Origin of the sequence: Saprospira sp. CCB-QB6, from assembly GCF_028464065.1 — a bacterium.
GTDB lineage: Bacteria > Bacteroidota > Bacteroidia > Chitinophagales > Saprospiraceae > Saprospira.
Map to the genome: position 1 here is coordinate 2,599,285 of NZ_CP116808.1, position 25,207 is coordinate 2,624,491.

Consider the following 25,207-nt stretch of genomic DNA (forward strand, 5'->3'; position numbering starts at 1 on the left):
TTCATCTTTGCTATTCAATCCAAAACCAATTGTATGTTTAAGAAAATACTTATTGCTAACCGAGGCGAAATCGCCTTGCGCGTTATCCGAACCTGTAAGGAAATGGGGATCAAAACGGTCGCTATTTACTCTACAGCCGATCGCGATAGCCTGCATGTGCGCTTTGCCGATGAGGCCGTCTGCGTAGGGCCTGCTGCAAGTAGCGATTCTTATCTCAATATTGCCAATATTATGGCTGCGGTAGAAATTACCAATGCCGATGCCATCCATCCCGGTTATGGCTTCTTAGCCGAAAATGCCCACTTTGCCGAAATCTGTACGGAGTATAATGTCAAGTTTATTGGCCCAACTCCCGAACAGATTAACAAAATGGGAGATAAAATTACGGCTAAAGATACCATGATTAAAGCAGGCGTTCCCGTAGTGCCCGGCTCCGATGGTTTGGTCAAAGACTTTAAAACAGCCCAAAAGGTCTGCGAAGAAGTCGGCTACCCCGTAATGCTTAAAGCTACGGCTGGTGGTGGTGGAAAAGGAATGCGCTTGGTCTGGAAAGAGGCCGATTTGCAAGATGCCCTAGAAGCTGCCCAAAAGGAAGCTAAGGCCGCCTTTGGCAATGACGGTATGTATATCGAGAAGTTCGTGGAAGAACCTCGACATGTCGAAATCCAAATTGCTGGTGACCAATATGGCAATGTCTGCCACCTTTCCGAACGTGAATGCTCTATCCAACGCCGTCACCAAAAATTGGTGGAGGAGTCGCCTTCTCCTTTCCTTACCGAAGAATTGCGCGAGGCAATGGGCCAAGCCGCAATCAAAGCCGGTGAAGCAATTAACTATGAAGGGGTGGGAACCGTAGAGTTTTTGGTCGATAAACACCGCAATTTCTACTTTATGGAGATGAATACTCGTATCCAGGTAGAACATACGGTGACCGAAGAGGTGATTGATTATGACCTCATTGCCGAACAGATTAAAATTGCTATGGGCGAACGTATTTCTGGACAGAATTACTACCCCCTAATGCACGCTATCGAATGCCGTATCAATGCAGAGGATGTCTATCATGACTTCCGTCCTTCTGCCGGAAAGATTACTTCTTTCCATAGCCCCAAAGGCCATGGCGTTCGCGTCGATACACATGTTTATTCTGGCTACAATATTCCGCCTTACTACGATTCCATGATCGCTAAGCTGATTTGCCGCGCCCGCACCCGCGAGGAGTGTATCGCAAAGATGCGCCGCGCCCTAGATGAGTTTGTGGTGGAAGGGGTACACACTACCGTGCCTTTCCATAGCCAATTGATGGACAATGAGGACTTTATCAATGGTAATTTTACCACTAAGTTTCTAGAAACTTTTGAGCTAAAGCCACCTCAACCTAAAAAGAAGAAAAGAGGACACTAGCTCGCTCTTTTTACTGAAAATAGCCGCTTCCGTTTTAGGAAGGGGCTATTTGTTTTGGGGCTGCCCCTGCGGCCTGCGGCCTTGGGTCGGGCCATTGCGCAGCTCGCTGCTCGCTCGGCCCTGCGCGGGCTCTGCCCGCTAGGTCTGGCCTGCGGCGGCCCTGCTCCAGCCCCTCAGCCGCGTCGCTGCGCTCCTTTGCGGCGGCTTTGCCGCCTGTTGGACCTAAAAATTCAGTAGTCGAAGTTGTTGGGGCAACAATTGGAGATGGAGTTTTGTGCCAGAGCGAATAATGGGATCGCCATCAATACTAATGGGCCAATGGCTGGGCAGTTCGAGTTGTATATCTTGGACGGGTTTGGGGCTGCTTTTGGGGCCATTTAATAAGGCTTGGGGAAAGAGCAGTTGGCCCAAATGGGCTTTTTTCTCTTGGCTGCTCCAGCTAAAGCTCTCTTTGGGGTTTTGCAGGCCAATAGCTAGGTTAAAAAAGGGCGCCAAGGCTTGTTTTTGGCCGTTGAGGGTCATTTGGGCGGGAGAGAGGATTTGTTGTTGGTTCCAGCTTTGGAAAAACTGCCATTTAGTGAGCAGGCGGATATTTTTAGGCGCTTTTTTCTGTAGGCTTTGGTAGTATTGGGCTAGCCAACCAATTTGGACCAGATGAATAAAATAGCGTTGATACGTTTTTTTGCCTCTTTGCCAGCTGACTAGGCCTACATGCTGGTAGCTCGCTTTGGGTTGTCGAAGGCCTTGGGCCAGGCCCTTCCAGGGGCGGAAGCCGGCGGTATTGGGGCGCCAGTGGTTGCCCCAACCAAGGGGAACTTGGGCCAAAATGAGCTCATCTACGGGCCGGAAAGATTGGCCTAAAAGGGCATTGGCGGCGGCATTGATGCTCCCATCTCCACCGAGGATGAGGAAATTTTGGGCGCCTTCCTTTAGGTAGAGTTGCATTTGTTGGAGCATCTCCTTGCGGTTGCGTACATCTTGGCCCTCATAGGCTTGGCCACTAGCTTTGATTTGCCGCTCTATTTTGGGCCAAAGTCGAAGGGCGCTAGCTTGGCGAGCTTTGGGGTTGCGTAAAATGTACCATTTCATAAGAGAGCGGCTTTAGGTGAGAAAGGGGGCTTTGGCCTAGCGATGTGGAGGGGGGCGGCGCAGCCGCAGACCGAGGCAGCTTGCTGCCGAAGGGCCGAGCGAATAGCGAGCCCCGCAACGTAGCGCCGCAAGGCCGAAGGCCGCAGCGGAGGCCCCAAAAAATCAATTAAAAGATAAACATAAAAAAGGAGGGGAAGTTGTTTTCCCTACTGCAATTTCTGGCTGGAAAAAACTATAACAAAAGGGGACAAAAGGCGAAAGGATACGGCTGGCTGTTTGAAAATGCTTATTTTTGGGGTCAAAATAAAAAGCAAACTACTATGTTTAAATCAATCACATTCAGTTTAAGCCTATTTTTGTTATTGGGATTTGGTGCTTGCCAAAACGAAACCACTGCCGGAAAGCCTGGGCAGGAAGAAACGGCTGCCGCTTCGGCAGAAGAGCAGCATAAGCATCATGAGGGGCATGGGGCTGCGCCTGAGCCATTGACGGAAGAGGGTTTGCATTATGGTTTGGAAAAAATTGATGGAGAGGGGGCGAAGACGGCCTCGGAAGTGGTTGCGAGTTTGCAGGCTGATGATTTGGGTATGATTGCATGGGGCGAAGGGCAGGAGTCGCCTGGTATAGAAAATATAAAAGTGGAGGGAGAAATTGTGGAGATGTGTAAAATGTCGGGTTGTTGGTTTACGCTCAAGACGGCCGAGGGCCAAGAATTGATTGTGAGTACTGCGGAGCATAAGGCTTTGCCCAAAGAATTTATGGGGCAAACGGTTGTGGCAGAGGGGCCTGCCTTTAGAGTAGACATTTCTGTAGAGGAGTTGCAAGCTCAAGCGCAGGCGGATGGGCAGAGCGAAGAAGAGGCGGCAGAAATCACAGAAGGAAGCAGTGAGTTTAACCTAATTGCCAAGGGCGTGATGTTGAAAAAGTAAGTTTTTTTGAAAAAAGGGCTAAAATATTTTGGACAAAAGAAATTCTTGCCTATTTTTGCAACCGCTTAGGGAGGAAAACACTTTGTTTTTGACTTTAAGTTTTGGATTGATTCCGTAGCTCAGCTGGTAGAGCATTTGACTTTTAATCAAAGGGTCCCGGGTTCGAACCCCGGCGGGATCACAAATAAAAAATAAAGGCTAAATATCTGGATTGATTTCGTAGCTCAGCTGGTAGAGCATTTGACTTTTAATCAAAGGGTCCCGGGTTCGAACCCCGGCGAAATCACAAGAAAAAATTATATAGAGTTTAGCCTTTTAGGTTGATTTCGTAGCTCAGCTGGTAGAGCATTTGACTTTTAATCAAAGGGTCCCGGGTTCGAACCCCGGCGAAATCACGTTAACCGCTTCCAAGTTTGGGAGCGGTTTTTTTTATGTCTATGTTGGACTATTAGCCTCAAATTCAGTCCTTAAAATTTTGCGTCGCTTTTTTTCGCTTCAAAAGCTTTATCTTTGGCCCGAGCTAGCGGCAAAGGCTGGCTTTAGCCAATTCTTAAAAGACTTCTTTAGTGTTTTATGAAAAACTTACTTAATTTTAGCCATCCGAATATACCTTCAATAACTCGTTTTTTGAGCATGCATTTACCTCTACACTTTATCCGCAAATCGGCCATTATAGCAGTGCTTACGGTCAGTTTTTGTTGGAGCAGTATCTATAGTCATCAACTTTCTGCCCAATGTGATTTACAAATTGAAAGCTTGCTCTTAAGTGATGCGAGTTGTGGGCAGAATAACGGCCAAGCTAGCGTAGCCGTAACAGGCGGCCAAGCACCGATTACCTACCAATGGTCTAATGGGGGCAATACTGCGGCCATTTCGGGCCTAGCAGCGGGTAATTATCAATTGACGGTTAGTGATGGAGCAGCTTGCCAGCAGATTATTCCCTTTAGCATTAGTCATCAGGATGGGCCTAGCCATACGGCGGTCATTCAGGCCGATGATTGTAACAATACGGTGAATACTGGAGAAATTGCGTTTAGCTTTACGGGCCAAGCGCCTTTTTCATTAAATTATACAGGCCCACAATCGGCTACTTTGACCAACTTGAACAACCTAGATACGCTCAGTCAGCTTAGCGCTGGGGAGTATAGCTTCATTTTGGTGGATGCAAATGGTTGTAGCTCGGCTTTCCGTCTAGAGGTCCCTACAAATGGAGGCATTTTGGCTGGAAGTGTTGTGAATAGCAACCCCGCTTGTGGGGGAGGAACCAATGGTTCTTTTACCACTACACCCACTACGGGCAGTGTGCCATTTGATTATTACTTGAATGGGACCTTTATTGGGCAACAATTTGGCCCAAATACCTTTGTCAATTTGACCGCAGGGGTGTATACTATTGAAGTCATTGATGTCAATGGATGTAGCGGCTTTGATACGCTAGTTTTAGATGAAGCTGGGGCGACTACACTCAATCCCGCCAACTTTACAGTTAGCGCAAACAGTTGTGTGGGGGCCAATGCTGGAGTTATTGATGATAACGGAACTTGTCCTACTTGTGAAGTTTATGAATTGAGCTCTGGCCAATTGGTTGGAAATACGCCACAAACTAACTTGCCCGCTGGCCGCTATGAGGTCCGCTTACAAAACGGAGGTTGTCAGTCTTTTCTGCCCGTAGAAATCACGAGCCCCAACTATTGGGCCTTAGAGGTGCAAACGGCCAATCCCGCTTGTGTAGCTGGAAATATTGATTTGACCGTAAATGGAGCGAATTCGCCCTATACTTTCCTTTGGTCTAATGGCGCAACTACCGAGGATCTATCTAATGTGGCTACCGGTAACTATAGCCTCACGCTAACCGATGCCCAAGGCTGCCAAATTCAACAAAATAACATCGAGCTTTTAGCTTGCTCTTCTGTAGATACCATTCGCCCTGAGGTTTATGTGAACCAAAGCGGAACCTATTGTATGGATACAACACAGCTGCCTGGCAACTTGCAAACGGTGAATAACTTGGGCTGCTCTCCACTTAACTTTGGTGCCGTAGCCAACATTAACGCTAACACAGCTTGTTTCGATTATATCGCCAATAATACCGCTGGACAAGATACACTCTGTTGGGAGGTTTGCGATAATAACGGATTCTGCGATACCACCATTTATATCTTTACGCTAGCCCCTCAAGCAGATACCGCTATTATTGATGTGGCTGCTGGCTCTGCAGTGGTAGATACCTGCCCCATCAATATTCAGTTTGCTGGAAACTTGACTTCTGTCACAAACCTTGGTTGTGATTTGCAAACCGTAGGCGGAATTAGCGTAGATCCCACAACGGGCTGCGCTTCTTATACTCCTGCGGCCCCTCAACAAAACTCAGGCATTCGCGCCGATACGGTTTGTGTAGAACTCTGCGATAATAATGGCGTTTGCGATACTATGGTCTATATCTTTAATAACTTGGAGCCGAACTGTCGCGACCTTTTACCCGATACGATTACTAGCCAACTAACTGATTGCTCTATTCTAGAGACTTGTATTAGTAATATTCCTTTGGATAGTGTGCAGTCTGGCGATTATAGCTTTACACTCAATGGCCAACCCTATACAGGGGGATTTGCCGCTTGTAATGAAGTAACTCGCATCCAATATCCCGTGATTTTAGTGCCTAACTGTGCTGGTGCCTTTGAGGTAAGCTGGACGGCCAATGGCGTCTTTTACGGCCCCGATACTGTAGCTGGCCTATTAGGTGTGGTCAATTTCATGAATATCAATGATGGAAATACCTTCTGGAGCATCAATGGCGATAGCTCAATTATTATCGGAACCAATACGACCTCAACAACCAATTACAATAACCTCAATATTAGCTGTATCCCTTCCGGAACAGTTTCTAATGTAGGACCTACCGTACAACCGCAATATGCACAGGGAACGGTATTGAGCTTCCCTACTCAAGGAACTTATAACTTGGTGGTCAATGGCCCACTCAACTGTAGTGATGCCGCCCTTGTAAACTTATATTGCGCCACCACCGAACAGTTTGAAGACACCATTCTGGTCGGAGAACAATTTACGTTCTGCCTAGATACAACGGAGGTTCCCTCTGTGGATACCGTCTACAATTTCTGCGCGAACGCCTCTACTGGAGCCGTGAACTTTATCATCGACCAACAAACTGCCTGCGTTACCTACATTGGCGATAGCCTCGGTAGCGACCTCGGCTGCTTCTTGGTCTGCTCCAATAACGGCGCCTGCGATACCTCTTACCTCTTTATCGAGGTGGCACTTCCCGCCCCTATCGCTCAAGATGATACCCTAGAGATGATCTTTGGCCAAAATACAGGGACCATAGATGTCTGCCTCAATGATAGCTTCAATACCAGCAATTATACGGTTGCTGCTCTTAGCCAACCTAACCTAGGCCAACTCAACCAAAATGATTGCTCTTTCACTTATACCGTTAACCCCGGTTTCTGTGGAGATGATGCCTTCGACTATGTAATTTTTAATCCTTGGGGCGCCGATACCGCCACCGTATATATCGATATTCCTTGTAGCCCGTTCACTATCTATGACGGTTTCTCTCCCAACAATGATGGCGTGAACGACTTTATGGTCATCGAAACGATCCAGAATTTCCCCAATAACGAAGTGGTTGTGTACAACCGCTGGGGCAATGAGGTCTTCCGCCAAGAAGATTACCAAAATGACTGGAACGGAACCTTCCAAGGAAATGACCTACCCGATGGCGACTACTACTTGATTGTTTATGGTACCGATGGTGTGCTTTTAGGCCGCCAATGGATCCGTATCGCTCGCTAGGATTGATATAAGGTTCTTTAGGGGCTTGCCCGCCCTTTGGGCGGGCCGGGCTGTTTCGCAGCTCGCTATTCGCTCGGCCCTGCGCCAGCAAGCTGGCTGGGTCTGGCGCTCCGCACCACTGCTGTCCATCCCTAAGCCTGCGGCGGCTTCGCCGCCTGCAAAACGCCAAAGGACCAGAAGTTTGAATTATCGACCATTTACGCTTTCAAAAGCTTTTTCTATATGAAATCCATCTTATCTCGTCTTTGCTTAGCCTTTTTCTGTTTGGCCCTAGCTGCTACTAGCCTAGAGGCCCAATCCGCAAAGCTGACAAAGGCCAATAAGTTCTACCAACAATTGAACTTTCGTAAGGCCATTGAACTCTACGAAAATATTTTGGCCAAAAAAACAGAGCCCGAAGCCCTTTTCAATCTGCCCGATTGCTACCGCCGTATCGGAGATTACCAAAAGGCCGAACGCTGGTACGCCAAAGCGGTCCTCCATCCAGAGGCCAATGCTGAACTCTATTTTTATCTTGGCCTTTCTCAACTTTCTAATAACCGCCCCCAAGAGGCCCGCGTAAGTTTCGAGAAGTTTAGAGAATTAGCCCCCGGCGACCTCCGCGGCCCCCAACTCATTGAGGCCTGTAACGATAGCTTACGAACACTGCTCAACAATAGTGGAGCCCTCTACATCGTCCGAAATGTTCGAGAAATTAACACCAAATACGATGAATTTGGCCTCAATACACACCGCAAGGGAATTGTCTATTGCGCCGAAAGAGATACTGGAGCCGCTCCAATTTTCTTCCAATCAGCTTGGACCGGCCGCCCCTTTGTCGATGTCTACTACTGCGATCGCCGCCTAGTCGATGAGGAAACTAAAGCGTATAAATATGGCAAATCTCGCCCCTTTGATAAGATTGTAGATACTCGCTATCACGATGGTCCAGTTACTTTCTCGCCCGATGGTACAACTATGTACTTTACTCGAAATTACTATGATAAGGGAAAAGTAGAAAGAGATGGAACAGGCATCGTTCGTACTCAAATCATGAGTACTAAAATGACAAATACAGGCTGGGAGAAAAAAGGCCGTCGAGTCGATTTTGCTCGAACTTCTTATTCTGTAGCTCATCCTACCCTTAATGCAGAAGGCGATAAAATGTACTTTGCTTCTGATATGCCAGGCGGTTTTGGCCGGATGGATCTTTATGTTTCTTACTTGGAAGGCAGCGGATGGAGCGAACCCATTAACCTCGGTCCAGAAATCAATACAGAAGGCGATGAGGTTTTTCCTTGGCTTGCCGCTGACGGAACGCTCTATTTTGCTTCTGATGGACATACTGGCCTAGGGGGCTTGGATGTTTATTCTTCTAAAGCCTATAAAGGTCGTTGGAGACCCCTAGAAAATCTAGGCTCGCCCATCAATAGCCGCTTTGATGACTTTGCCTATATGCAAGATGATAGCTCTGGAATCTCTGGCTACTTTTCATCTAATCGCGATAGCGCTGTGGGAGCTACCGACATCTTTTTCTTTACTAAATTAGCTGTAAATACAGAACTACTCGTTTTTGATAAGGTAACTGGAAAAGGCGTAGATGAGGTCAGCCTGACTTCAGATTGCTTTCCTCGCAAAGAATACCTAACGGATATCAATGGACGAGTACAACTGCAATTGCCTTTGAACAGAGGCTGTACCTTTGAGGTCTTTTCGCCCGCCTTTGGCGATACTTCGGTCACTATTTCTACAGAAGGCTATGCTATGGGCGCCCGCCTTTTTATTCAAGTGCCTATAGTAGCCAAGAAATTAGAAATTAAAGTGGAGGGCCAAGTACTTAATGATAAAACTGGAGAACCACTAGCCAATGCTGCCGTAGAACTTATGAGTAATTGCCAAAAAGCAAGCATTAAAGGGAACACTGATGCAGAAGGAAATTATAGCCTAAAAGCATTGGCTAATTGTCAATACGTAATCAAAGCGAGCAAAGAAGGGTATTTTACCAGTACCAATAAGTTTAATACACTTCATGTTGATGAGGATACCACTTTCAATGCAAATGTAGCTCTCCCAGAGCTCTTTAAACTAGATGATCCCAATAATCCCAATGGAGAAGGAGGAAGCTTTGGCGGAGGAAATCCCAACGGCTTTGAAGGAGAGCAGGTCTATCAAATTGATGCTATTTACTATGATTACGATCAAGATCGTATCAACTTAGAGCGCTCTACAGGCCTTCAGCAGCTGCTAGATATTATGGTTAATAATCCTGAACTAGTGGTAGAAATTCGCTCACATACAGATTCACGAGGAGATGCCAATTATAATCTAGAGCTTTCTTCGCGTAGAGCAAAGGCTGTGGCCGATTACCTTATTGCTAAGGGTATTTCTGAAGCTCGTTTGAGCTATTTGGGCTTAGGCGAAAGCCAATTGCTCAATGGCTGTGACGATTTTAGCTCTTGTAATGAAGCCCAACATGGCGAGAACCGCCGTACTGAGTTTAGAGTAATTCGCCAGAATAAATAATGCTCCAATTGCATATTGAAAAGGGGAGAAGAATCTTACAGATTCTTCTCCCCTTTGTTTTTAGGTCCTACAGGCGGCGAAGCCGCCGCAGGCTGAGGGATGGACAGCAGGGCCGCCGCAGGCGGCAGACCAAAGGCTTTTGTAGCGAAGCGAAAAAGCCTGCAGGGCCGAGCGAGCAGCGAGCTGCGCAATGGCCCGACCCGCACGAAGGGCGGGGCAGCCCCAAAAAAAGCCCTTCTAAAGGAGAAGGGCTAAATGGATTATTTTAGGCTATATTGGACTAAAGTATTGACCATGTTTTCATAGAGAATACTGAGTTGTTCGAGTTCATTGGAGAGTAAGTCAATTTGCTCGATACAGCTAACCAATTGCTCTTTTTCTAGTGTTTTGGCGCCCAAATAATCGTTTTTGAGCTGGGTCCAAAGCGTTTCTAGTTGGTGGAGGCCCTCCACAATGGCGGGAGTGTTATCCTCAAAGGTTTGGAGTTGTTGGAGGGTTTGCTCAAACTCTTTAATTGCATCTTCATAGCGTCGTTGCGAAATGCTTCCGCCTTGGTTTTCGGCAGTTTGTACGCGATAAATCAGGAGCCGCTGAATGTCTGTAGTTTGGTGGCCCACAATATTGAGCAGGTGGATAATGCGTTCTTCTTTGGGCAATTCCTTTTGTTCTTTAGGGTAGAGGGGGAGTTGGTTGGTGTAGTTTTCCAAATCTTCGGCCATGCGATCGCAGGCGGCCATAATAATATGACTTTGCTCAATGAGTTTGAAAAGGCCCTCTTCGGTATAGTTTTGTTTGAGTGCTTTTTTGTAGTTTTTCCAGAAGCGGCCAATCGTTTCTGCAGAGCGGCGGGCGGCTTTGGTTGGGGCAAAAACGACCAAGCGGCGGTTGCGCTCTTCAAATTCAGAGATGAGCTCATCTAAAGATCGGCGGACATTTCGGTCGCGGTCCAACTCAAAAGCAGCCAAGAGATAGGTGCGAGCCATCTCTTTATTTTGAGCGCGATGGCGGCTGACCATAGCCACTAAATGGCTAACAGAAAGGACCTCAACCAATTGGCTGTATTCACTAGCAAGCCGACAAAGCGCTTGGCTGCTTTGATCAGAAGCTTGGGCCAATTGGGTCATGTAGTTTCGACTTTTGGGGTCATAACGCTCAAATCGCTGTCCTAAGGCCTTCCAAGCATCCTGAATGCCTTTGAGTTGCTCTTTGGTACTCGTTGTATTAACTTTGCTATTGAGCAAGATGTCAAAGTTGGCCAAGGTTTGTTCTTCTACCTTTTTGAGGCTACGCTCTAAGTTTCGCTTTTCGGGCAAATCTAAACGGCTAGCATATTGATAAAACATATAGGTCTCGGCAAAAATAGCCTGGGCATAGGCTCGACTACTAAGGTCATAAGACTCTTTAAGATTGCGAGCAATATTGGGATAAATTTGAGCAATGTAACCACTTAATGCAAAGCGATAGGCTTCTGCGGCCTCATAAGTACTGCGCTCCAATTTGAGGAGTTTAGAGCAGGTTTTAGGGCCAATTTCTCGGCTAACAACTAGGCTGTAATCTTTCCAGTTGTTTTTGAGTTCGGTTAAGGCCGGCTTGAGAATCGGAGAACTACTAAATTCTTCGAGTTCCACTAAGTTTTCCTCAAAAACGAGTAAAGAGGAATCAATTTGTAAATAATAATCAACGACCTTGGGGCTGTTGGCCAAGCCCATAAAGGCTTTGGCGCTTTGCTTAATGAGGTACTTTTGTTGCTCGCTGAGCAATAAGATTTTTTGAATCGAGCCATCCGAATTTTGGGGACCAGAAGCCCAAAGGAGGGGCGAGCTCATAAGGGCAAGAAGAAAAAAGAAAAGAGTTCTCATACTTATCTGTAGATTTAGCGTTCTGACCGTTAAGTTAGTTTTTTTCTTTCCTTTATGCAAAAGCCTAGCCACGGTCAGGATCTTGTTGCTCTACCTTTGCCCGAAGCTGATCGATCTCTGGTCCTATTGCCAAACGATCCGCTTTAATTAACTCCTCATAAGCTTGCTGGCAATCTTCCTGAAATTCTAGCTCTTCCGCAATCAATTCTAAGCGATATTGCTGCAATATCGCCGCTTCTTCCTTTTTGTCCTGCGCTTTTTGTTGGGCCAAATATTGCCGATGTCGCTCAAGCTGCGCCCAGCTTTGATCGCCTTTTTTTAAGGCATCCAAACGCTGCAAATTCTCCTGATGCGATTTTTGTAATTCCTGAAAAAGCAAAATTTGCTGCCCCAATAACTCCCGCTGCTGATCAAATTCTTGCAAAAGTCGCAAACTTTCTTCTCGATAAGCAGTCGTTTGCCCTTCTTTCAAATCTCGCTGATAATAATAAATACTCTGCTCCTCCCCCAAGGGCAAAAGCCGAAAAAAAAGCTTTTTGCTTGGCAGTTCTACATAGGTTGGCCGCCCCAATTCTTCCAAAATTTCTTTTTGTTGCGCATAGCAGTTTTGGATCTCTTCCAAAGCCTGCTGCTCATGCCGCTCGGCCCAATACAAGGCATGCCGCAAGCGCTTGGCCAAAGCCTGTTGGTTAGTTAAAATAGCGTCATTTTCTTCTGCTAAATCGGGCTTAGATGGCTGCATAAGTCGCCAAGCCAAAAATAAAATGCCTAAAGTCAATAGACTTAAAAAAAGGAGTATAATATTCATATTCTGATTGTTTTGGGGCCCGCGGCCAGCTTTGCTGGCCGCCGCTATGCTGCGCGGCTCGCTGATCGCTCGGCCCTTCAGCGCTTCGCGCTTCGGTCTGGCCTTCGGCCACCGCTGCGCAGCGCTGGGCCTGCGGACAAGCTCGCCAAAAACGGCCCAAGGGCCGCCCGACTAGACGCAAAAAAGGCCCAACCTGTATAAAGTTGGGCCTTTTTATGGAAAATGCAAAGCCTTATTTTCCTTGAAAACGAATTTTGCATTCTTCCAAAAGTTGAGCTTCCTGCTCTTGGAGTTGGGCCACGGCTTCTATCCGATAAGTCGATTTAGCGGATTTGAGGCTTTTGGCAAAACCCGCTAGGCTTTTTCCGATCACATTAGAGCGCTCGATTCGGTCCATATTAGAAAGCTGAAACTTAAAGGGCAACTTGAAAAACAGGCTAAAGTCTTGGCCATTTTCCAAATGCAAAGGTTCTTCAATTAGCTTTTCGCCTAAAATGTATTCGTCGATCTTTTTATTATCGCCTCTTCCTCGCTCATAGCGCTCAATTAGGCGGAGGCGGATGGCCTCAATGCTGGCCGCTCCTTTGGCCGAAAAAAGTAATTCTGCATTGATGGTATTGACATCTATTGGGTAGACCTCTAGGGCCGATATGCGCATTTTGACTTCTGAGAAGCCCAACCAGCGTTTGAAATTTCCGAACATATAATATACAGTCTAAGGGGATGATTTTGAACTTAGTTAAAAGTGGACAAAGATAATTCCAGTTCCCTAAGGGCGGCCAATTTGTCAGCTTGGTCCATTTTGCGGTCTACAGGCCCGAAGGGCCGCAGGCTGAGGGGCTGGAGCAGGGCCGCCGAAGGCGGCAGACCAAAGCCCGCAGGGCTGCAGGGCCGAGCAGACCTGCGAGCTGCGCAATGGCCCGACCCGCCCGAAAACTCATGAGGGTTTTAACCCTCATTTTGTATCGCTTCGCAAAGCGATACCGCTTTGCGCTGGCTTTCAAGCCGGCGGGCGGGGCAGCCCCAAAAAAAGAAACTATTGCTTGATAAAGGCCTGTCTCCAAACTTGTTTATCGCTACGGATAAGGACAAAATATTGGCCAGCGGCTAGTTGAGGAATTTGTAGCTGTAGTTCTTGTTTGCCAGCACTAATGGCCAAGCCCTGCTTTTCCCAAAGGATGCGGCCATCCAGCGCATAAATGGCGAGGCTAGCCGAGCTATTTTCTAGGCTGCTCAACTGAAGTTGTAGGGGGCCATTTTGGATAGGGTTGGGGAAGATGCGCAGTTGATTTTCGGCTGCAGTACTTAGGGCTGTAGTGTTAGTGGCAAAGCCCGTTTGAAAATGAAAATAATTGGAGCTTGGAGAGCAGGTATAAGCGGGATGAAGTGGTTTGACGGCCCAGCGAAATTGGTGGTTATTGCTTAGCGCGGCGCGTGGTATATAGGTGAAATTCTGGTTCATGACGCTAGCAAAATAGACCTGGGCAATGGGAATACCGTTAAAGGTACGTTCAACCGTAAGAATCCATTGGTTGGCACTAGAAGCGCCTGTGGTATCCCATTCTAGACGGATTTGGCCATTGACTTCTTGGGCAAAATCATTATTGATGGGGCTAATGCCTTGGATCTGACGGCCATCTAGGGTATCCATATTACTAGGGGCTGGGAAATTGGACCAGCCGCGGTTGGCAATATCGCTAAGCATGGCATTTTTCTGCTCTTGAGAAAAGGTATTTTGGCAGTTGTCACTAGAATAAGACATAAAATAATCGCTATTGATTTGCAGCGGGCTCCCTGTGGGATCTTGCAAATTTGTAGAAACTGGACAGTTAAAGCGCTCTGAAATATAATCGGCTTCTGTGTCGCAAAACCCATCGGCCGCACTGGCACAATTGGCTCCGACGGACCGGTCTACATTTTCTACTAGGCGTCCGTTGATGATAACTGGAGCTGGAGCTCCTCCGTACTGCGATCGAGCATCAACTCCCTCCCAGCCATAAAAGGTGTGGGGAAGCGTAAAAAAATGGCCCAACTCATGGGTAATTGTTGTTGAACTACCGTTGGCATAGCCATTTTTAATAAAGACAAAATCATAAGAAGGGGTATAATAACCCGCCACAGATCGACTCACATTATTGCTGACAAAAACATTGAGGCTATTGGGCACTTTGTAGCTGCTCATGCGAACTTGGCCCGTATTGTTATAGGCATCATCGTAAATTACATCATCATAAATATAGTGGAGCGGGCCATGCAGATAGAAGAATATATTTTGATCGGCATAGTCAGCATTGAGCTTGCAAAGCATTTCAATGGCATTGCTGCCCAAAGCAAAACCCTCCCCAGCTTCATTGCCCACCAAATGCAAGCTTAAGGGAATATAAGTCATATTTTGGCGGTTAATTTGGGCCAAATTGATATTACGACGGTTTTCCATCATTTGGGCCTTAATAACAGCCCCATCGGCCAAAGATACTCCACAAGGAGCTGTCTGAGCCGCTAGTTGGCCCGCCCAGCTGAAAAGCAGCAAAAGAGAAATATAGACTAATCGCATAAAGGAGCTGTTTTAATGATGTTTATAACTAAAACTATTTTTTAAAATTTTGTTTGACAAAATTGCTGTAAATAATCTTTAAAGTGAAATTTTGGCCTCTTTGTAGAATTATATTTTGAATATTTTGTCCCTTGTAACTACATATAAAAAGGACTATATTTATATAGCTATTTTTTTAGGCTCTTTTGTTTTTTTGATTAACTTTGTTTGCAATCGTAGACCTCAAATTAAACCATCATCTTATGAGTCAGTTAGAAGCTAGATTAAGCATTGCGACCCTAGAAGCGGCTGCAGCGGCCCTTCGTGCCCTTGCTCACCCTCTTCGTCTGGCCATTGTGGACCTCTTGCAAGAAAAAGGCGAATTGCCCGTGAAGGATATTCATGGTATGCTTAATATAGAACAAGCTGTGGTGTCTCATCATTTGGGTATCCTGAAAAGCAAGGGCGTACTTATTGTCCGTCCCGAAGGTAATAAACATTTCTATGCCATCAAAGATGAGGAGGTGGCCCAGGTGCTCACTTATGTAGAGCGCTGTTTCTAAGGTTTTATCAACTCTTTCTTTTAGGCTTCGGTCTTTTGCTTTATCTTTTGGAGGTAAAGCTTTTTTCTTTTGGGGCTGCCCCTTCGGCCTGCGGCCTGCGGGTCGGGCCATTGCGCAGCTCGCAGGTCTGCTCGGCCCTGCAGCCCTGCGGGCTTTGGTCTGCCGCCTTCGGCGGCCCTGCTCCAGCCCCTCAGCCAATGCCGGCTAGTTTACGCATTTTATCTCCACTAACTTTAAGTCAAATATGAGAAAACTATTTATCCCCCTAGCCCTCGCTTTTTTGCTGATGGGCAGCGCCTGCCAAAGCCCATCTAGTTCTCCAACTCAAGAAGAACAAACAGCCGAAAATGATCCCCAAAAAGAGCAAGAGGCCCAAAAAGAAACAGAAGAAGAACCTCTCAGCGAAGAAGAGGCTTTTGCCGAAGCTGCTGCTGGCCCTTTTGAAATTACCATGACTATGGTTCCCGCCAAAAAACTCCCTTTTAATGGTTTGCTAGTACATGGACCCGATTTAGAAGAAGCCACCGAAGTAAAAGATATTAAGGGAACTTACTATCTGTTGCGCAATCAATACTTCTCTGAAGGTCGCCACTATATGAGTCTAGGCTACTATTTTTGGGATGGCAAAGAGGCCAAACGCCAAAATATTAAGCATTACGATATGGAAAATTGCAACTTTGACCTAGTGAGCAAATTCCCCGATGCAGGTTTTCAAATTGCCGATGAGGACAAGGACGGCGAGGCCGAAATTTATTGCTTTAGCCAACTCGATTGTGTGAGTGATGTTAGCCCCACTAATCTAGATCTACACATTTTTGAGGGCCAAAACTACTACCAACTGACAGGAACTAATAAAGTAGAGGGCCAAGGCGGCGAGTTTAAAGCCAGCGATAAGTTTGAAGCGGAAGAAAAAATATTTAACTACGCTAGCGATGTTTTTAACTCTTTCTCTGCTAAGGTAAAGGCTTACTAATTTGGGCCTAGCCAAAGCGCCCATGCTCTGAGGAGCATGGGCGCTTTTTTTATGGGGTCTAGCAGGCGGCGAAGCCGCCGCAGGCTGAGGGATGGGAGCAGGGCCGCCGAAGGCGGCAGACCCAAGGCTTTTGAAGCGAAGCGAAAAAGCCTGCAGGGCCGAGCGAGCAGCGAGCTGCGGACAGCCCGACCCGCCTATTGGCGGGGCAGCCCCAAAACATTACCACTCAATATATTCTGGCTCCTCTTCTTCCTCAATTGTGCCGCCACTACCGCCTTTATATTCTGGAATATCGGCCCATTCATCAGGCTCTTCTAAGGTTTTTACCTTGCGTTGGAAGTTGCTGCCAGATGGAGCGCTGCCGCCACGAGCCGCAAATTCGCTGCCCATGAACTCCGCCTTTAGGCTGTTGCTAAGGGCCAAGGTCTCTTCCTGCATATCGGCCTCCATGAGTTTTTTTACCTTTTTGCGGCCCATATCATATTTAAACTCCTCATCGTTGAGGTTGCCATACATACGCGCATAAACATTGAAAAGGCCCTTTTTGCGGGCGGGCAAAGGCTCCATATCCTTGTTGTAGCGTTTGAAGCGATTGGCCAAAATTTGGCCCACATTGATCTTGAAACGATAGTCCATGTCTTGGTCAAAACTATGGCTGCCCGAAAGCGTAATATTCATGGCATTGCTCTGAATGAACATGGCGGGAATATAGAGCTTGCGGTTGGCAATGCGGAACTGGTTTTCTACCCGATTGAATCGAATGTGTTTGAGGTCCTTGATTTTAATGTACTGACTAAAATCCTCCAACATCTCAAAGCCAATAATTTCGCCATCTTCTAGGCTCGCATCGGCCAAAACAGAGAGCTCATTATCCATAAAATGCCCCTGCTCATCCCAAAAGGCATTGACCTTGACCAAACTGCTCAAACGACCACGCAAATGCCGAGCTTCCAAGGTTGTTTGCCCAAAGTTATCCATCTGCTCAAAAAACTGATTGATGTCGATCTTTTCCAATTCGGCAAAGGCCAATAACTTGGGCGCCAAATCAAAGGTATAGCGAGCATCTAAACGCATTTTGCCCTGAAAGCCATCTAGCGAAAGCCCTCTCAGGTCCATCTTGTTGTTCTGAAAGGCCAATTCGCCATCAATGTTCTTAAACTCAAACTCTCCATAATTGAGCTGGTTGATATGAAGCTTAAAACTCCCATAAAGGAAGTTGGAGACAAACATCCGCTGCTCATTCTTCTCGGCCCGAACCGAATCGGCTGCAATGGAATCTGTTGGCAAAGGTTCCTGACTTTGCGGCCCCAAAGCGGCCAACATCAATTCATCTATATCCAATTTCTCAGAGGCCCAACTGGCCTTGAAGCCTAGCTCTGCCTGCTTGGAGTTGGTGGAATCCGCAAAAAGAACGGGCAAAATATTCTGAAAATTCCCCTGCAATAAGATATCTGATTTTCTACTCTTAAATTGCAGCTTTTCTACGGAAAAGACATTGTTGTTGAGGGCCAAACTCCCTTCTGGAATGCTCAAAGGCACATCGTAGCGAACAAAGCCCACATTATCAAAACGCAGACGGCCCGCTAAATCTACTCGCTGGATGTAACGAGGATTAAGCATATCATTCAAGCGCCCTTTTAAGGCCACTTCTTCAATGGCGAGCAATCCTTGGCCCTTGCTCACTTCTTCGCCCAAAAAGCCCTTGATGAGGTCAATGGGCAATTTGCCATCAAAGCTAAAATCAATCAAGGGATTGTCCAAATCCTCTACTCTTAGGGCCAAAGATATCGGATGACCGCCCAAGCTGGCCTTAAAGTTTTTTAGCTCCAATAAGGCCTGATTAGAGTTGCCGCCTCGGTTCTCAAATTCCACATCGAAGTTTACACTTTTGAGCGATTGACTCATGTTGGGGTGGCTCACTCGTCCACTGCGCAAACCAAAGTTAAATTTGGTCATGGGCAAGCTATTGGGCGCAAGCAAGCCCTTGGTCTCTGCCTTAAAGCTCATATAGGCATTGCTTTCAAAGCCCCCTAAATAGGGCAAAAACTTGGGCGGCAAAAGCTGAAGCAAGGCACCCAATTTGGCTTTGTCTGACTCAAATTTGAGGTCCAAACGGGTTCCCTTAGGCACCAAAACAACCTCGCCCATGGTCGAAAACTCATTGCCTTCGGCCTGCAATTTCATCTCTTTAATGCTATAACTTTGGGTCAAATGGTCAATTTGAATATTGGCATTATAGCCCAAACTCTTATTCTCCAGATAGCGCTCGCCCCCCATATCCAGATAATTCATCTTGATGTTGGCCAAGCTATTTAAGATGTAGCGCTCATTGTTAAAATCACCCGCAAAAAAGGCCGACTCTACCAAAAAGCTGATGTCTTGGTCCATAATCTGGTCCAAATAACGCAGCTTAACATTTTTAAAGTTGGCATCCTTAATCGAGAGATTGAGGTCGCTACTCTGCCCCGTTTCCTCGGCCTCTTCTTCCGTAATGAAGATGTCGTAATTCGTTTGCCCATCCTTGTATTGCCGCACATCAATGGCCGCATTAGAAATACTAATGGCATTAAATTGATAATAGCCCGACAACAACCCCCAAATACTACATTTTAAGGAGAGATCCTCGGCCCGCAACAAATAACGACTGCTGTCGCCACTATTATCATGCAAGGCCAAGTTTTTCAAACTAACCGAAGCCTTGGGGAAATCCCAAATTAAAGAGAGCTCTGCCCGCTCTACTTTGAGCTCTGTTTTCAAACTTTTTCGCAGCTCTTGCACCACCAAACCCCCAATTTTGGCCTCATAAAAGGCAGCCATAACAATCAAGGCAATAACGGCCACCATCGTAAACATTAGGGACCAGAAGAAGAGGGTCGATAATACTCGCCAAGCAAGACTTTTTTTCTTTTTGGGCTTTTGACTCATGTCGCTTTCTTTTTTTTGGGGAAGAATATGTTTTTGGGGCTGCCCCTCCCTTCGGTCGGGTCGGGCCATTTCGCAGCTCGCTGTTCGCTCGGCCCTGCAGGCTTTTCGCTTTGCTTCAAAAGCCTTTGGTCTGCCGCCTTCGGCCACCCCCTACTATCCCTCAGCCTGCGGCGGCTTCGCCGCCTGCTAGATGCAGGAACACAAAATAATTTTTATAAAAAATACAGCCCGAAAATACAAAGAAGGCCAGTAAAAAGGGCCTTTGGGCCAAGTTTTAGGTTTTTTTGCCGTTTTTTTTCCACTTTTTTTGAAAAATGTTTGGAAGTTTAAATTCTTGCCGTATATTTGCATCGCATTCAACGGAAAGCAACACAAAAATAAGGGCGAATAGCTCAGTTGGTTCAGAGCATCTGGTTTACACCCAGAGGGTCGGGGGTTCGAATCCCTCTTCGCCCACTACAAAAGAGTTACTGATTTTATCAGTGACTCTTTTTTTTTGTCCCTAGGTCGTTATAATCAATTTAGCTCTAAAGCTAGGAGTCTGTTTAAAACTTTGCGTATACCCTTTCTTACTGCCTAAAGCTCTCCCCTTTTTTATCCCCAAAACCTAAATTGAGGTTGTTGTACTCTATGATATAGGTCCCTCAACTCCATAATAGACGTTCCGAACTGTATGATATAGGTCTCCTAAGCCTATGGAGTAGGTCCCTATACTCCATTAGGTACGTTCTGGATGCTATCGTATAGGTTCTTGTACTCTATGACATAGGTCCCTCAACTCCATAATAGACGTTCTGAACTGTATGATATAGGTCTCCTAAGTCCATGGAGGAGGCCCCTATACTCCATTAGGTACGTTCTGGACGCTATCGTATAGGTTATTAGACCTCATTGGGTAAGTTCGGAACCTTATTGTAGAGGTTTAGAGACCCTGCTATAGACGTCTAGGGACCCCAAAATAGACGTTCCAGGACGTCTATTTTGGGTCCTACAACCTATATTATGCGGTTTCACAACCTATATCATACACTTCCATAACGTATACAGAGGACTTTGACCACCTCAAGCACACAGTATAGCTACGGTATGGGAGCACTACAGCTAGGGTATTGGAACAGTCTCACTATATGATATATATCCCTGTAGGTTGAAACCCACAGCAACCAAAGCGGCCATACTAAACGCAATAAAAATGGGCCGATGGTTTAAACCATCGGCCCATAACGAATTGTAATAAAAGCTTTATCATTTTTAGCAAACTAAAGTCCTTGTTCGCTTTTTCTACTTCTATTCCCCCATGGTCAAAAACAGCTAGATTTAGCAGGCGGCGAAGCCGCCGCAGGCCCAGCGCTGCGCAGCCGTGGCCGCAGGCCAGACCCAAGCCGCCGCAGGCGGCTGCAGGGCCGAGCGACCCGACCAACGGGAGCCGACGCAGCGAAGCAAGTAACAGCGAGCGGCCTAGCATAGCGGCGGCCGGCTAGCCGCCGCGGGCCCCAAAAAAGAAGAAAAGTCCATTAAGACCAAGGTTTGGCCCAAAAAGGGAGCAGCTCCAGTTGTTGAGGCCAGTCTTGGGGGCGGGGGCCAAAAAAGAGGCAGCCCGCCCAGCCCAAATCAATGCTATAACTAACCTTGGGGTGGCCTTTGAGCTCCTCCCAGGCGCTTTGCATTTGGTTGGACCAATAAATATCGTCGAAAACTAAGAGGGCATTGGGGCCTAAATAAGGCAGGCAAGTCTCAAAATAATCCAAAGTGGGTTGCCGCAAATGATGTCCATCAATAAAGGCATAATCCAATTGGCCCAACTGGTTGAGGGCCGAGGGCAATAGCTTTGCAAAGCTGCCCTGCCAAAGCTGCAAACTAGCCGAGGCACCAAACAAACGCGCATTCTTTTTGGCAATAGCGTGAATTTCGGGGCAGCCTTCTATACTAATCATTTGGGCTGAACGCTTGGCCGCATGCTGATAAAGGGCCGAAATGCCCAAAGAGGTCCCTAGCTCCAAGATAGTTTGGGGCTGATGAAAATTGATCAGGCGAAATAAGAACTGAGCCTGCCAGGCTGGAGAGAGCGAACGCCTAGCCAAATCGGCCACTTGTTTAGGGGCTGATTTTCGGCTACCTGCACCCAAATCCTGAATTTGTATAGAGCGGTTGTCGTGCCTTAGTAAATCGCGCTGCCCTTCTAAGGGCGCAAAGCAATAAAATTGCCGCCGATCCTCGAAGACCATTTCTCGCCATTGTTGGAAGGCTGGGCAAGCTATTTTGCGGCCCGATTGAGCCCGTCGATAAAAGGAAAAAAGCGCAGTCCACATAGTTGTATTCATTTGCGCTCAAGTTAAGAAAAAATATAGCAGCCCCAATCTTCCTGTAGTTAACAAAAAAATTACAGAAAAACTGAGGAAACTTTAAACATATCTTTGGTTTCCTCGGTTTTAGTGCTTAGTTTTGCTGCTGTGAAGCAGGGATTTAGGTCCTAGAGGAAACCCAAGAAACATTAAAAGTTTCTGTAAAAAAGCTTTTTACTGATGGAAAGCGGCTTTATAGAACAACTGACGAAATAAAATTTGATGCTGTGGATGAACTACAAAAAATATTAGAAGCGGCCGATAAGATGTTTAGACATTACGGTATTCGCTCCGTAACCATGTCAGATCTTGCACGAGAGTTGGGTATGTCTAAAAAGACACTCTACGTACATATCAAGAATAAGCAGGATCTTATAATGAAGGTTTTGCAAGTGCATTTTGATCGGGAGAAGCAAATCTGTAATCTGGTGCAAACAGAGGCGGAAAATGCCTTGGAGGAAATGTTTTTGATGGGCCGAGAGATCCAGAAAAACATTCAAAATATCAATCCTTCTCTGATGTTTGATCTGCGAAAATATCATAAGGCGGTTTGGGGCGAATTTGATGAGTTTCGCAAGACCTTCATCTTTAATATGATGAAAAACAACATGGATCGAGGCATTGAAGAGGGCTTATATCGGCCTGATTTGAATGCGGATATTGTGAGTCGCTTATACATTGGAATGGTTGAGCTCTTTTTAGATGGGGAGCTTTTTCCGCCCGATAAGTTTTCGCGCTCTAGTATGCATCGGGCCATGATGGCTTATCATTTACACGGAATCGTTTCTGATAGAGGCAAAGCAAGCCTTAAAGACTACTTGAAACAACTAGAACAACTTTCTTCACCTTCTTAAATATAGAATTGAGATGAACTTAAGTAAAGGGCTGTATAGCCTTGTTTTTCTCTTTATGGCGGGCTGGTCTTCGGCTCAATCTCCGGCTAGTTTCTCTTTAGAAGAAGCCATTGATTATGCCATAGATAAAAGCTTAGAGCTGCAAACGGCAGAGCAGGATATTCTCTATGCAAAGCAACAAATCCGCGATACTCGTGCTATGGGCTTGCCGCAGTTGAGTGGCAAAGTAGAATATAACTACAATGCTGACCTACCTGTACAGTATCTACCTGATTTTATTTCGCCTATTGTTGTGGGAACTTTAGAGGGCTATGGATATGTGCCCGCAGGAACTACAGCGAACTTGCCTGAGGGAGATCCTCAACCCGCTCAGTTTGGTATTGCCAATTCATTGACAGCGGGAGTTACGCTCAGCCAACTTATTTTTGACGGATCTTATTTTGTGGGCCTAAAAGCTGCTCGTTCTGTAGCAGAATTGAGTCGCAAGCAAAAAGCGGTTAGCGCTCATGAGATTCCCTACACAATTAAGCGCGCTTATTTGGCGGTGCTTTTGGCGGAGGAAAACCTAAGCGTTTTGGATAAAAACTTAGAGAACTTGCAGAAGATGCGGGATGAAACTCAAGCCTTTTTTCAAAGCGGTATGGTAGAGCAATTAGATGTAGATCGCCTAGATCTTAATCTGGCCAACTTGCAATCGGAACGAGACATGGTCGAGCGCCAAACGCAATTGGCCTATAATGTTCTCAAATTTCAGATGAATTACCCTCTTGATGAGTCTATTGCGCTTAAGGATGGACTAGAAAGCTTAATGCAGGTCCCTAGTCAAGATGATTTGGAAGGTCCCGCTTCTGCAGCTCAGCGCCCCGAACTAGAAGTTTTGCGTCTCAACCGCGATTTGATGGACCTTAACATGAAGCGTTATAAAGCAGGTTATTTGCCTAATTTGTCTGGCTTTATTTCGCATCAATATCAATTGCAGCGCAACAACCTTTTTGATAGTGATGAAGGGAAATTTAATCCCATTACAGTCATTGGTCTACAATTGAATGTGCCCATTTTTGATGGCTTTAAGAAGGATGCCAATATCCAGATGGCTAAAATTGATGCAACTAAAGTAGATATCCAAATTAAGCAGTTTACCCTAGCCACGGAGCTAGAAATTCGCAATGCTAGAGCGACTTACCTCAATGCTTCTGAGCGCTTGGATAACCAAAAGAAAAACTTAGACCTAGCCGAACGCATTTTGGAAACTACCCGCATTAAGTATCGGGAGGGGATTGGCTCAAGTACCGAAATCAGCACGGCCGAGCAAGAGCTTTACCGCACACAGGCCAATTATATGAATGCTATTTATGACCTAGTGATTGCCAAAACAGATTTGGACCAAGCCCTAGGAAATCCTTTGAAATAGAACTTGTTTAAAATCAATATACAGCATGAAAACGCTAAAATATAGTTTTGTGGCCCTTATGGCCCTCAGTTTGGCTGCCTGTGGCGGCGGAGGAACCAATGCAGAACAAATGAAAGATCCCTCCAAAATTCGCCAAGCGATTCAAACTAAAAAGGAAGCCATCAAAACCCTAGAAGGGGAATTGGCCCAATTGCAAAAACGCCTAGGCGAAGTAGATACCACCGCTCGTCCCGAGAAGTTTGTCGATATTACGACCCAAAGCGTACAGAAGAAAACCTTTTCACATTATGTAGAGGTACAGGGAAATATCGCTACCGCTCAAGAGCCTGCTTTTGCTAGTTCTGAAACTGGTGGCCGCATCACGGAGCTTTTGGTCCGCGAAGATCAATATGTCAAAAAAGGCGATTTGGTGGCCAAAGTGGATGTAGAAAGCATTCGCAAAAGCCTAGAAGAACTCAAGGCTTCTTTGAAGTTGGCCCAAGACATGTACGATCGGCAGAAAAAACTCTGGGAACAGAAAATTGGCTCTGAAGTGCAGTTTCTTCAAGCCGAAAGCCAGGTAGAGCAACTCACCAAAAGTAAAGAACGCCTAGAATTTGAATTGAGCAAAACCAATGTATATGCCCCAATTTCGGGTTATGTGGAGCAGGTGATGCTCAAAGCTGGCGAATTTGCTGGTCCTGGCACGCCTATCATTCAGGTCCTCAATACCAATGACCTAAAAGTCATTGCTCAGGTGCCCGAAAACCTTTTGGGTAAGGTGAAAGTAGGGGATAAGGTAGAGCTTTTCTTCCCCGCCCTAGGCGAAAGCCAAAGCGTGCGCGTGAATGAAGTGAGCCGAAGCATCAACTCGACCAACAGAACTTTTGCTATTGAAGCTGCTGTAGCGAGCCAAGGTGGTTTGGTTAAGCCCAACTTGATGGCCACAATCAAAATTAAGGATTTTGAGGCTGAGGATGTGGTTGTGGTAGACAACAACCTCATTTTGCAAGATGTAGATGGCAACAACTATTTGATGTTGGCCCAAAATGGCCTAGCCAAAAAGCGCATCATTGAGTTAGGGCGCAGCTATCAAAATGAAACCATGCTCGAGTCGGGCTTGCAAGGCGATGAAACCCTAATCGTGAAAGGTGCCCGCCAAGCCATTGATGGCGATAAGGTGAAGGTCTTGAGCAAAGCGACTGCTCAAAAAAATTAAG

16 protein-coding genes and 4 tRNA genes are annotated in these 25,207 nt (G+C 46.3%); 13 read left to right on the top strand and 7 right to left on the bottom strand.

Going from position 1 to position 25,207, the window contains the following annotated elements:
• Nucleotides 1-33 precede the first annotated feature (33 nt).
• Nucleotides 34-1,404: an acetyl-CoA carboxylase biotin carboxylase subunit gene (gene accC / locus PPO43_RS10085; protein WP_272617409.1), complete on the top strand. Its 1,371-nt coding sequence runs from the start codon at nucleotides 34-36 to the stop codon at nucleotides 1,402-1,404.
• 222 nt (nucleotides 1,405-1,626) lie between these two features.
• Here the strand turns inward: accC and PPO43_RS10090 are convergent, their stop codons facing one another.
• Nucleotides 1,627-2,493, bottom strand: a complete 867-nt coding sequence (locus tag PPO43_RS10090; RefSeq protein WP_272617411.1) for a diacylglycerol/lipid kinase family protein — start codon at nucleotides 2,491-2,493, stop codon at nucleotides 1,627-1,629.
• Between the two features lie 320 nt (nucleotides 2,494-2,813).
• Between PPO43_RS10090 and PPO43_RS10095 the strand changes: the two genes are divergently transcribed.
• From PPO43_RS10095 to PPO43_RS10120, 6 genes are all read left to right on the top strand, one after another.
• Nucleotides 2,814-3,422: a DUF4920 domain-containing protein gene (locus tag PPO43_RS10095; protein ID WP_272617413.1), complete on the top strand. Its 609-nt coding sequence runs from the start codon at nucleotides 2,814-2,816 to the stop codon at nucleotides 3,420-3,422.
• A 108-nt stretch (nucleotides 3,423-3,530) separates the two neighbouring features.
• Nucleotides 3,531-3,603, top strand: a tRNA-Lys gene (locus PPO43_RS10100).
• A 32-nt stretch (nucleotides 3,604-3,635) separates the two neighbouring features.
• A tRNA-Lys gene (locus PPO43_RS10105) sits at nucleotides 3,636-3,708 on the top strand.
• A 36-nt stretch (nucleotides 3,709-3,744) separates the two neighbouring features.
• Nucleotides 3,745-3,817, top strand: a tRNA-Lys gene (locus PPO43_RS10110).
• A gap of 178 nt (nucleotides 3,818-3,995) precedes the next feature.
• Nucleotides 3,996-7,238 (top strand): gliding motility-associated C-terminal domain-containing protein, encoded by a 3,243-nt coding sequence (locus PPO43_RS10115; RefSeq protein ID WP_272617415.1) that lies wholly within the window; start codon nucleotides 3,996-3,998, stop codon nucleotides 7,236-7,238.
• A 222-nt stretch (nucleotides 7,239-7,460) separates the two neighbouring features.
• Nucleotides 7,461-9,740 (top strand): OmpA family protein, encoded by a 2,280-nt coding sequence (locus tag PPO43_RS10120; protein ID WP_272617417.1) that lies wholly within the window; start codon nucleotides 7,461-7,463, stop codon nucleotides 9,738-9,740.
• A 260-nt stretch (nucleotides 9,741-10,000) separates the two neighbouring features.
• Here PPO43_RS10120 and PPO43_RS10125 read toward each other — a convergent pair whose 3' ends face one another.
• The 4 genes from PPO43_RS10125 to PPO43_RS10140 form a co-directional block, all read right to left on the bottom strand.
• The gene (locus PPO43_RS10125) at nucleotides 10,001-11,599 is read right to left on the bottom strand and encodes a hypothetical protein (RefSeq protein ID WP_272617419.1); all 1,599 of its coding nucleotides are present in this window, start codon (nucleotides 11,597-11,599) and stop codon (nucleotides 10,001-10,003) included.
• Nucleotides 11,600-11,663: 64 nt separating this feature from the next.
• The gene (locus tag PPO43_RS10130) at nucleotides 11,664-12,407 is read right to left on the bottom strand and encodes a hypothetical protein (RefSeq protein WP_272617421.1); all 744 of its coding nucleotides are present in this window, start codon (nucleotides 12,405-12,407) and stop codon (nucleotides 11,664-11,666) included.
• Between the two features lie 232 nt (nucleotides 12,408-12,639).
• On the bottom strand, nucleotides 12,640-13,110 hold the full coding sequence (locus tag PPO43_RS10135) for a hypothetical protein (RefSeq protein ID WP_272617423.1): 471 nt from the start codon (nucleotides 13,108-13,110) through the stop codon (nucleotides 12,640-12,642).
• Between the two features lie 333 nt (nucleotides 13,111-13,443).
• Entirely contained in the window at nucleotides 13,444-14,961 is a 1,518-nt protein-coding gene (locus PPO43_RS10140; protein WP_272617425.1) for a zinc-dependent metalloprotease, read from the bottom strand.
• Nucleotides 14,962-15,203: 242 nt separating this feature from the next.
• Between PPO43_RS10140 and PPO43_RS10145 the strand changes: the two genes are divergently transcribed.
• The gene (locus PPO43_RS10145) at nucleotides 15,204-15,503 is read left to right on the top strand and encodes an ArsR/SmtB family transcription factor (protein ID WP_272617427.1); all 300 of its coding nucleotides are present in this window, start codon (nucleotides 15,204-15,206) and stop codon (nucleotides 15,501-15,503) included.
• Between the two features lie 244 nt (nucleotides 15,504-15,747).
• The gene (locus PPO43_RS10150; protein WP_272617429.1) at nucleotides 15,748-16,476 is read left to right on the top strand and encodes a M949_RS01915 family surface polysaccharide biosynthesis protein; all 729 of its coding nucleotides are present in this window, start codon (nucleotides 15,748-15,750) and stop codon (nucleotides 16,474-16,476) included.
• 219 nt (nucleotides 16,477-16,695) lie between these two features.
• Here the strand turns inward: PPO43_RS10150 and PPO43_RS10155 are convergent, their stop codons facing one another.
• Nucleotides 16,696-19,401, bottom strand: a complete 2,706-nt coding sequence (locus PPO43_RS10155) for an AsmA-like C-terminal region-containing protein (protein WP_272617431.1) — start codon at nucleotides 19,399-19,401, stop codon at nucleotides 16,696-16,698.
• Nucleotides 19,402-19,782: 381 nt separating this feature from the next.
• Between PPO43_RS10155 and PPO43_RS10160 the strand changes: the two genes are divergently transcribed.
• Nucleotides 19,783-19,857: transfer RNA gene (locus PPO43_RS10160), tRNA-Val, on the top strand.
• 1,058 nt (nucleotides 19,858-20,915) lie between these two features.
• Here the strand turns inward: PPO43_RS10160 and PPO43_RS10165 are convergent.
• Complete coding sequence (locus PPO43_RS10165; protein ID WP_272617432.1) at nucleotides 20,916-21,722, bottom strand: O-methyltransferase; 807 nt, start codon at nucleotides 21,720-21,722, stop codon at nucleotides 20,916-20,918.
• Between the two features lie 248 nt (nucleotides 21,723-21,970).
• Between PPO43_RS10165 and PPO43_RS10170 the strand changes: the two genes are divergently transcribed.
• Genes PPO43_RS10170 through PPO43_RS10180 form a run of 3 tightly spaced genes read left to right on the top strand, consistent with a single transcriptional unit; the run spans nucleotide 21,971 to nucleotide 25,206 of the window.
• The gene (locus PPO43_RS10170) at nucleotides 21,971-22,597 is read left to right on the top strand and encodes a TetR/AcrR family transcriptional regulator (RefSeq protein ID WP_272617434.1); all 627 of its coding nucleotides are present in this window, start codon (nucleotides 21,971-21,973) and stop codon (nucleotides 22,595-22,597) included.
• A 13-nt stretch (nucleotides 22,598-22,610) separates the two neighbouring features.
• Nucleotides 22,611-24,008 (top strand): TolC family protein, encoded by a 1,398-nt coding sequence (locus tag PPO43_RS10175; protein WP_272617436.1) that lies wholly within the window; start codon nucleotides 22,611-22,613, stop codon nucleotides 24,006-24,008.
• A gap of 25 nt (nucleotides 24,009-24,033) precedes the next feature.
• Nucleotides 24,034-25,206, top strand: coding sequence for an efflux RND transporter periplasmic adaptor subunit (locus tag PPO43_RS10180; protein ID WP_272617438.1), 1,173 nt, complete (start codon nucleotides 24,034-24,036; stop codon nucleotides 25,204-25,206).
• Nucleotide 25,207: the final 1 nt, after the last annotated feature.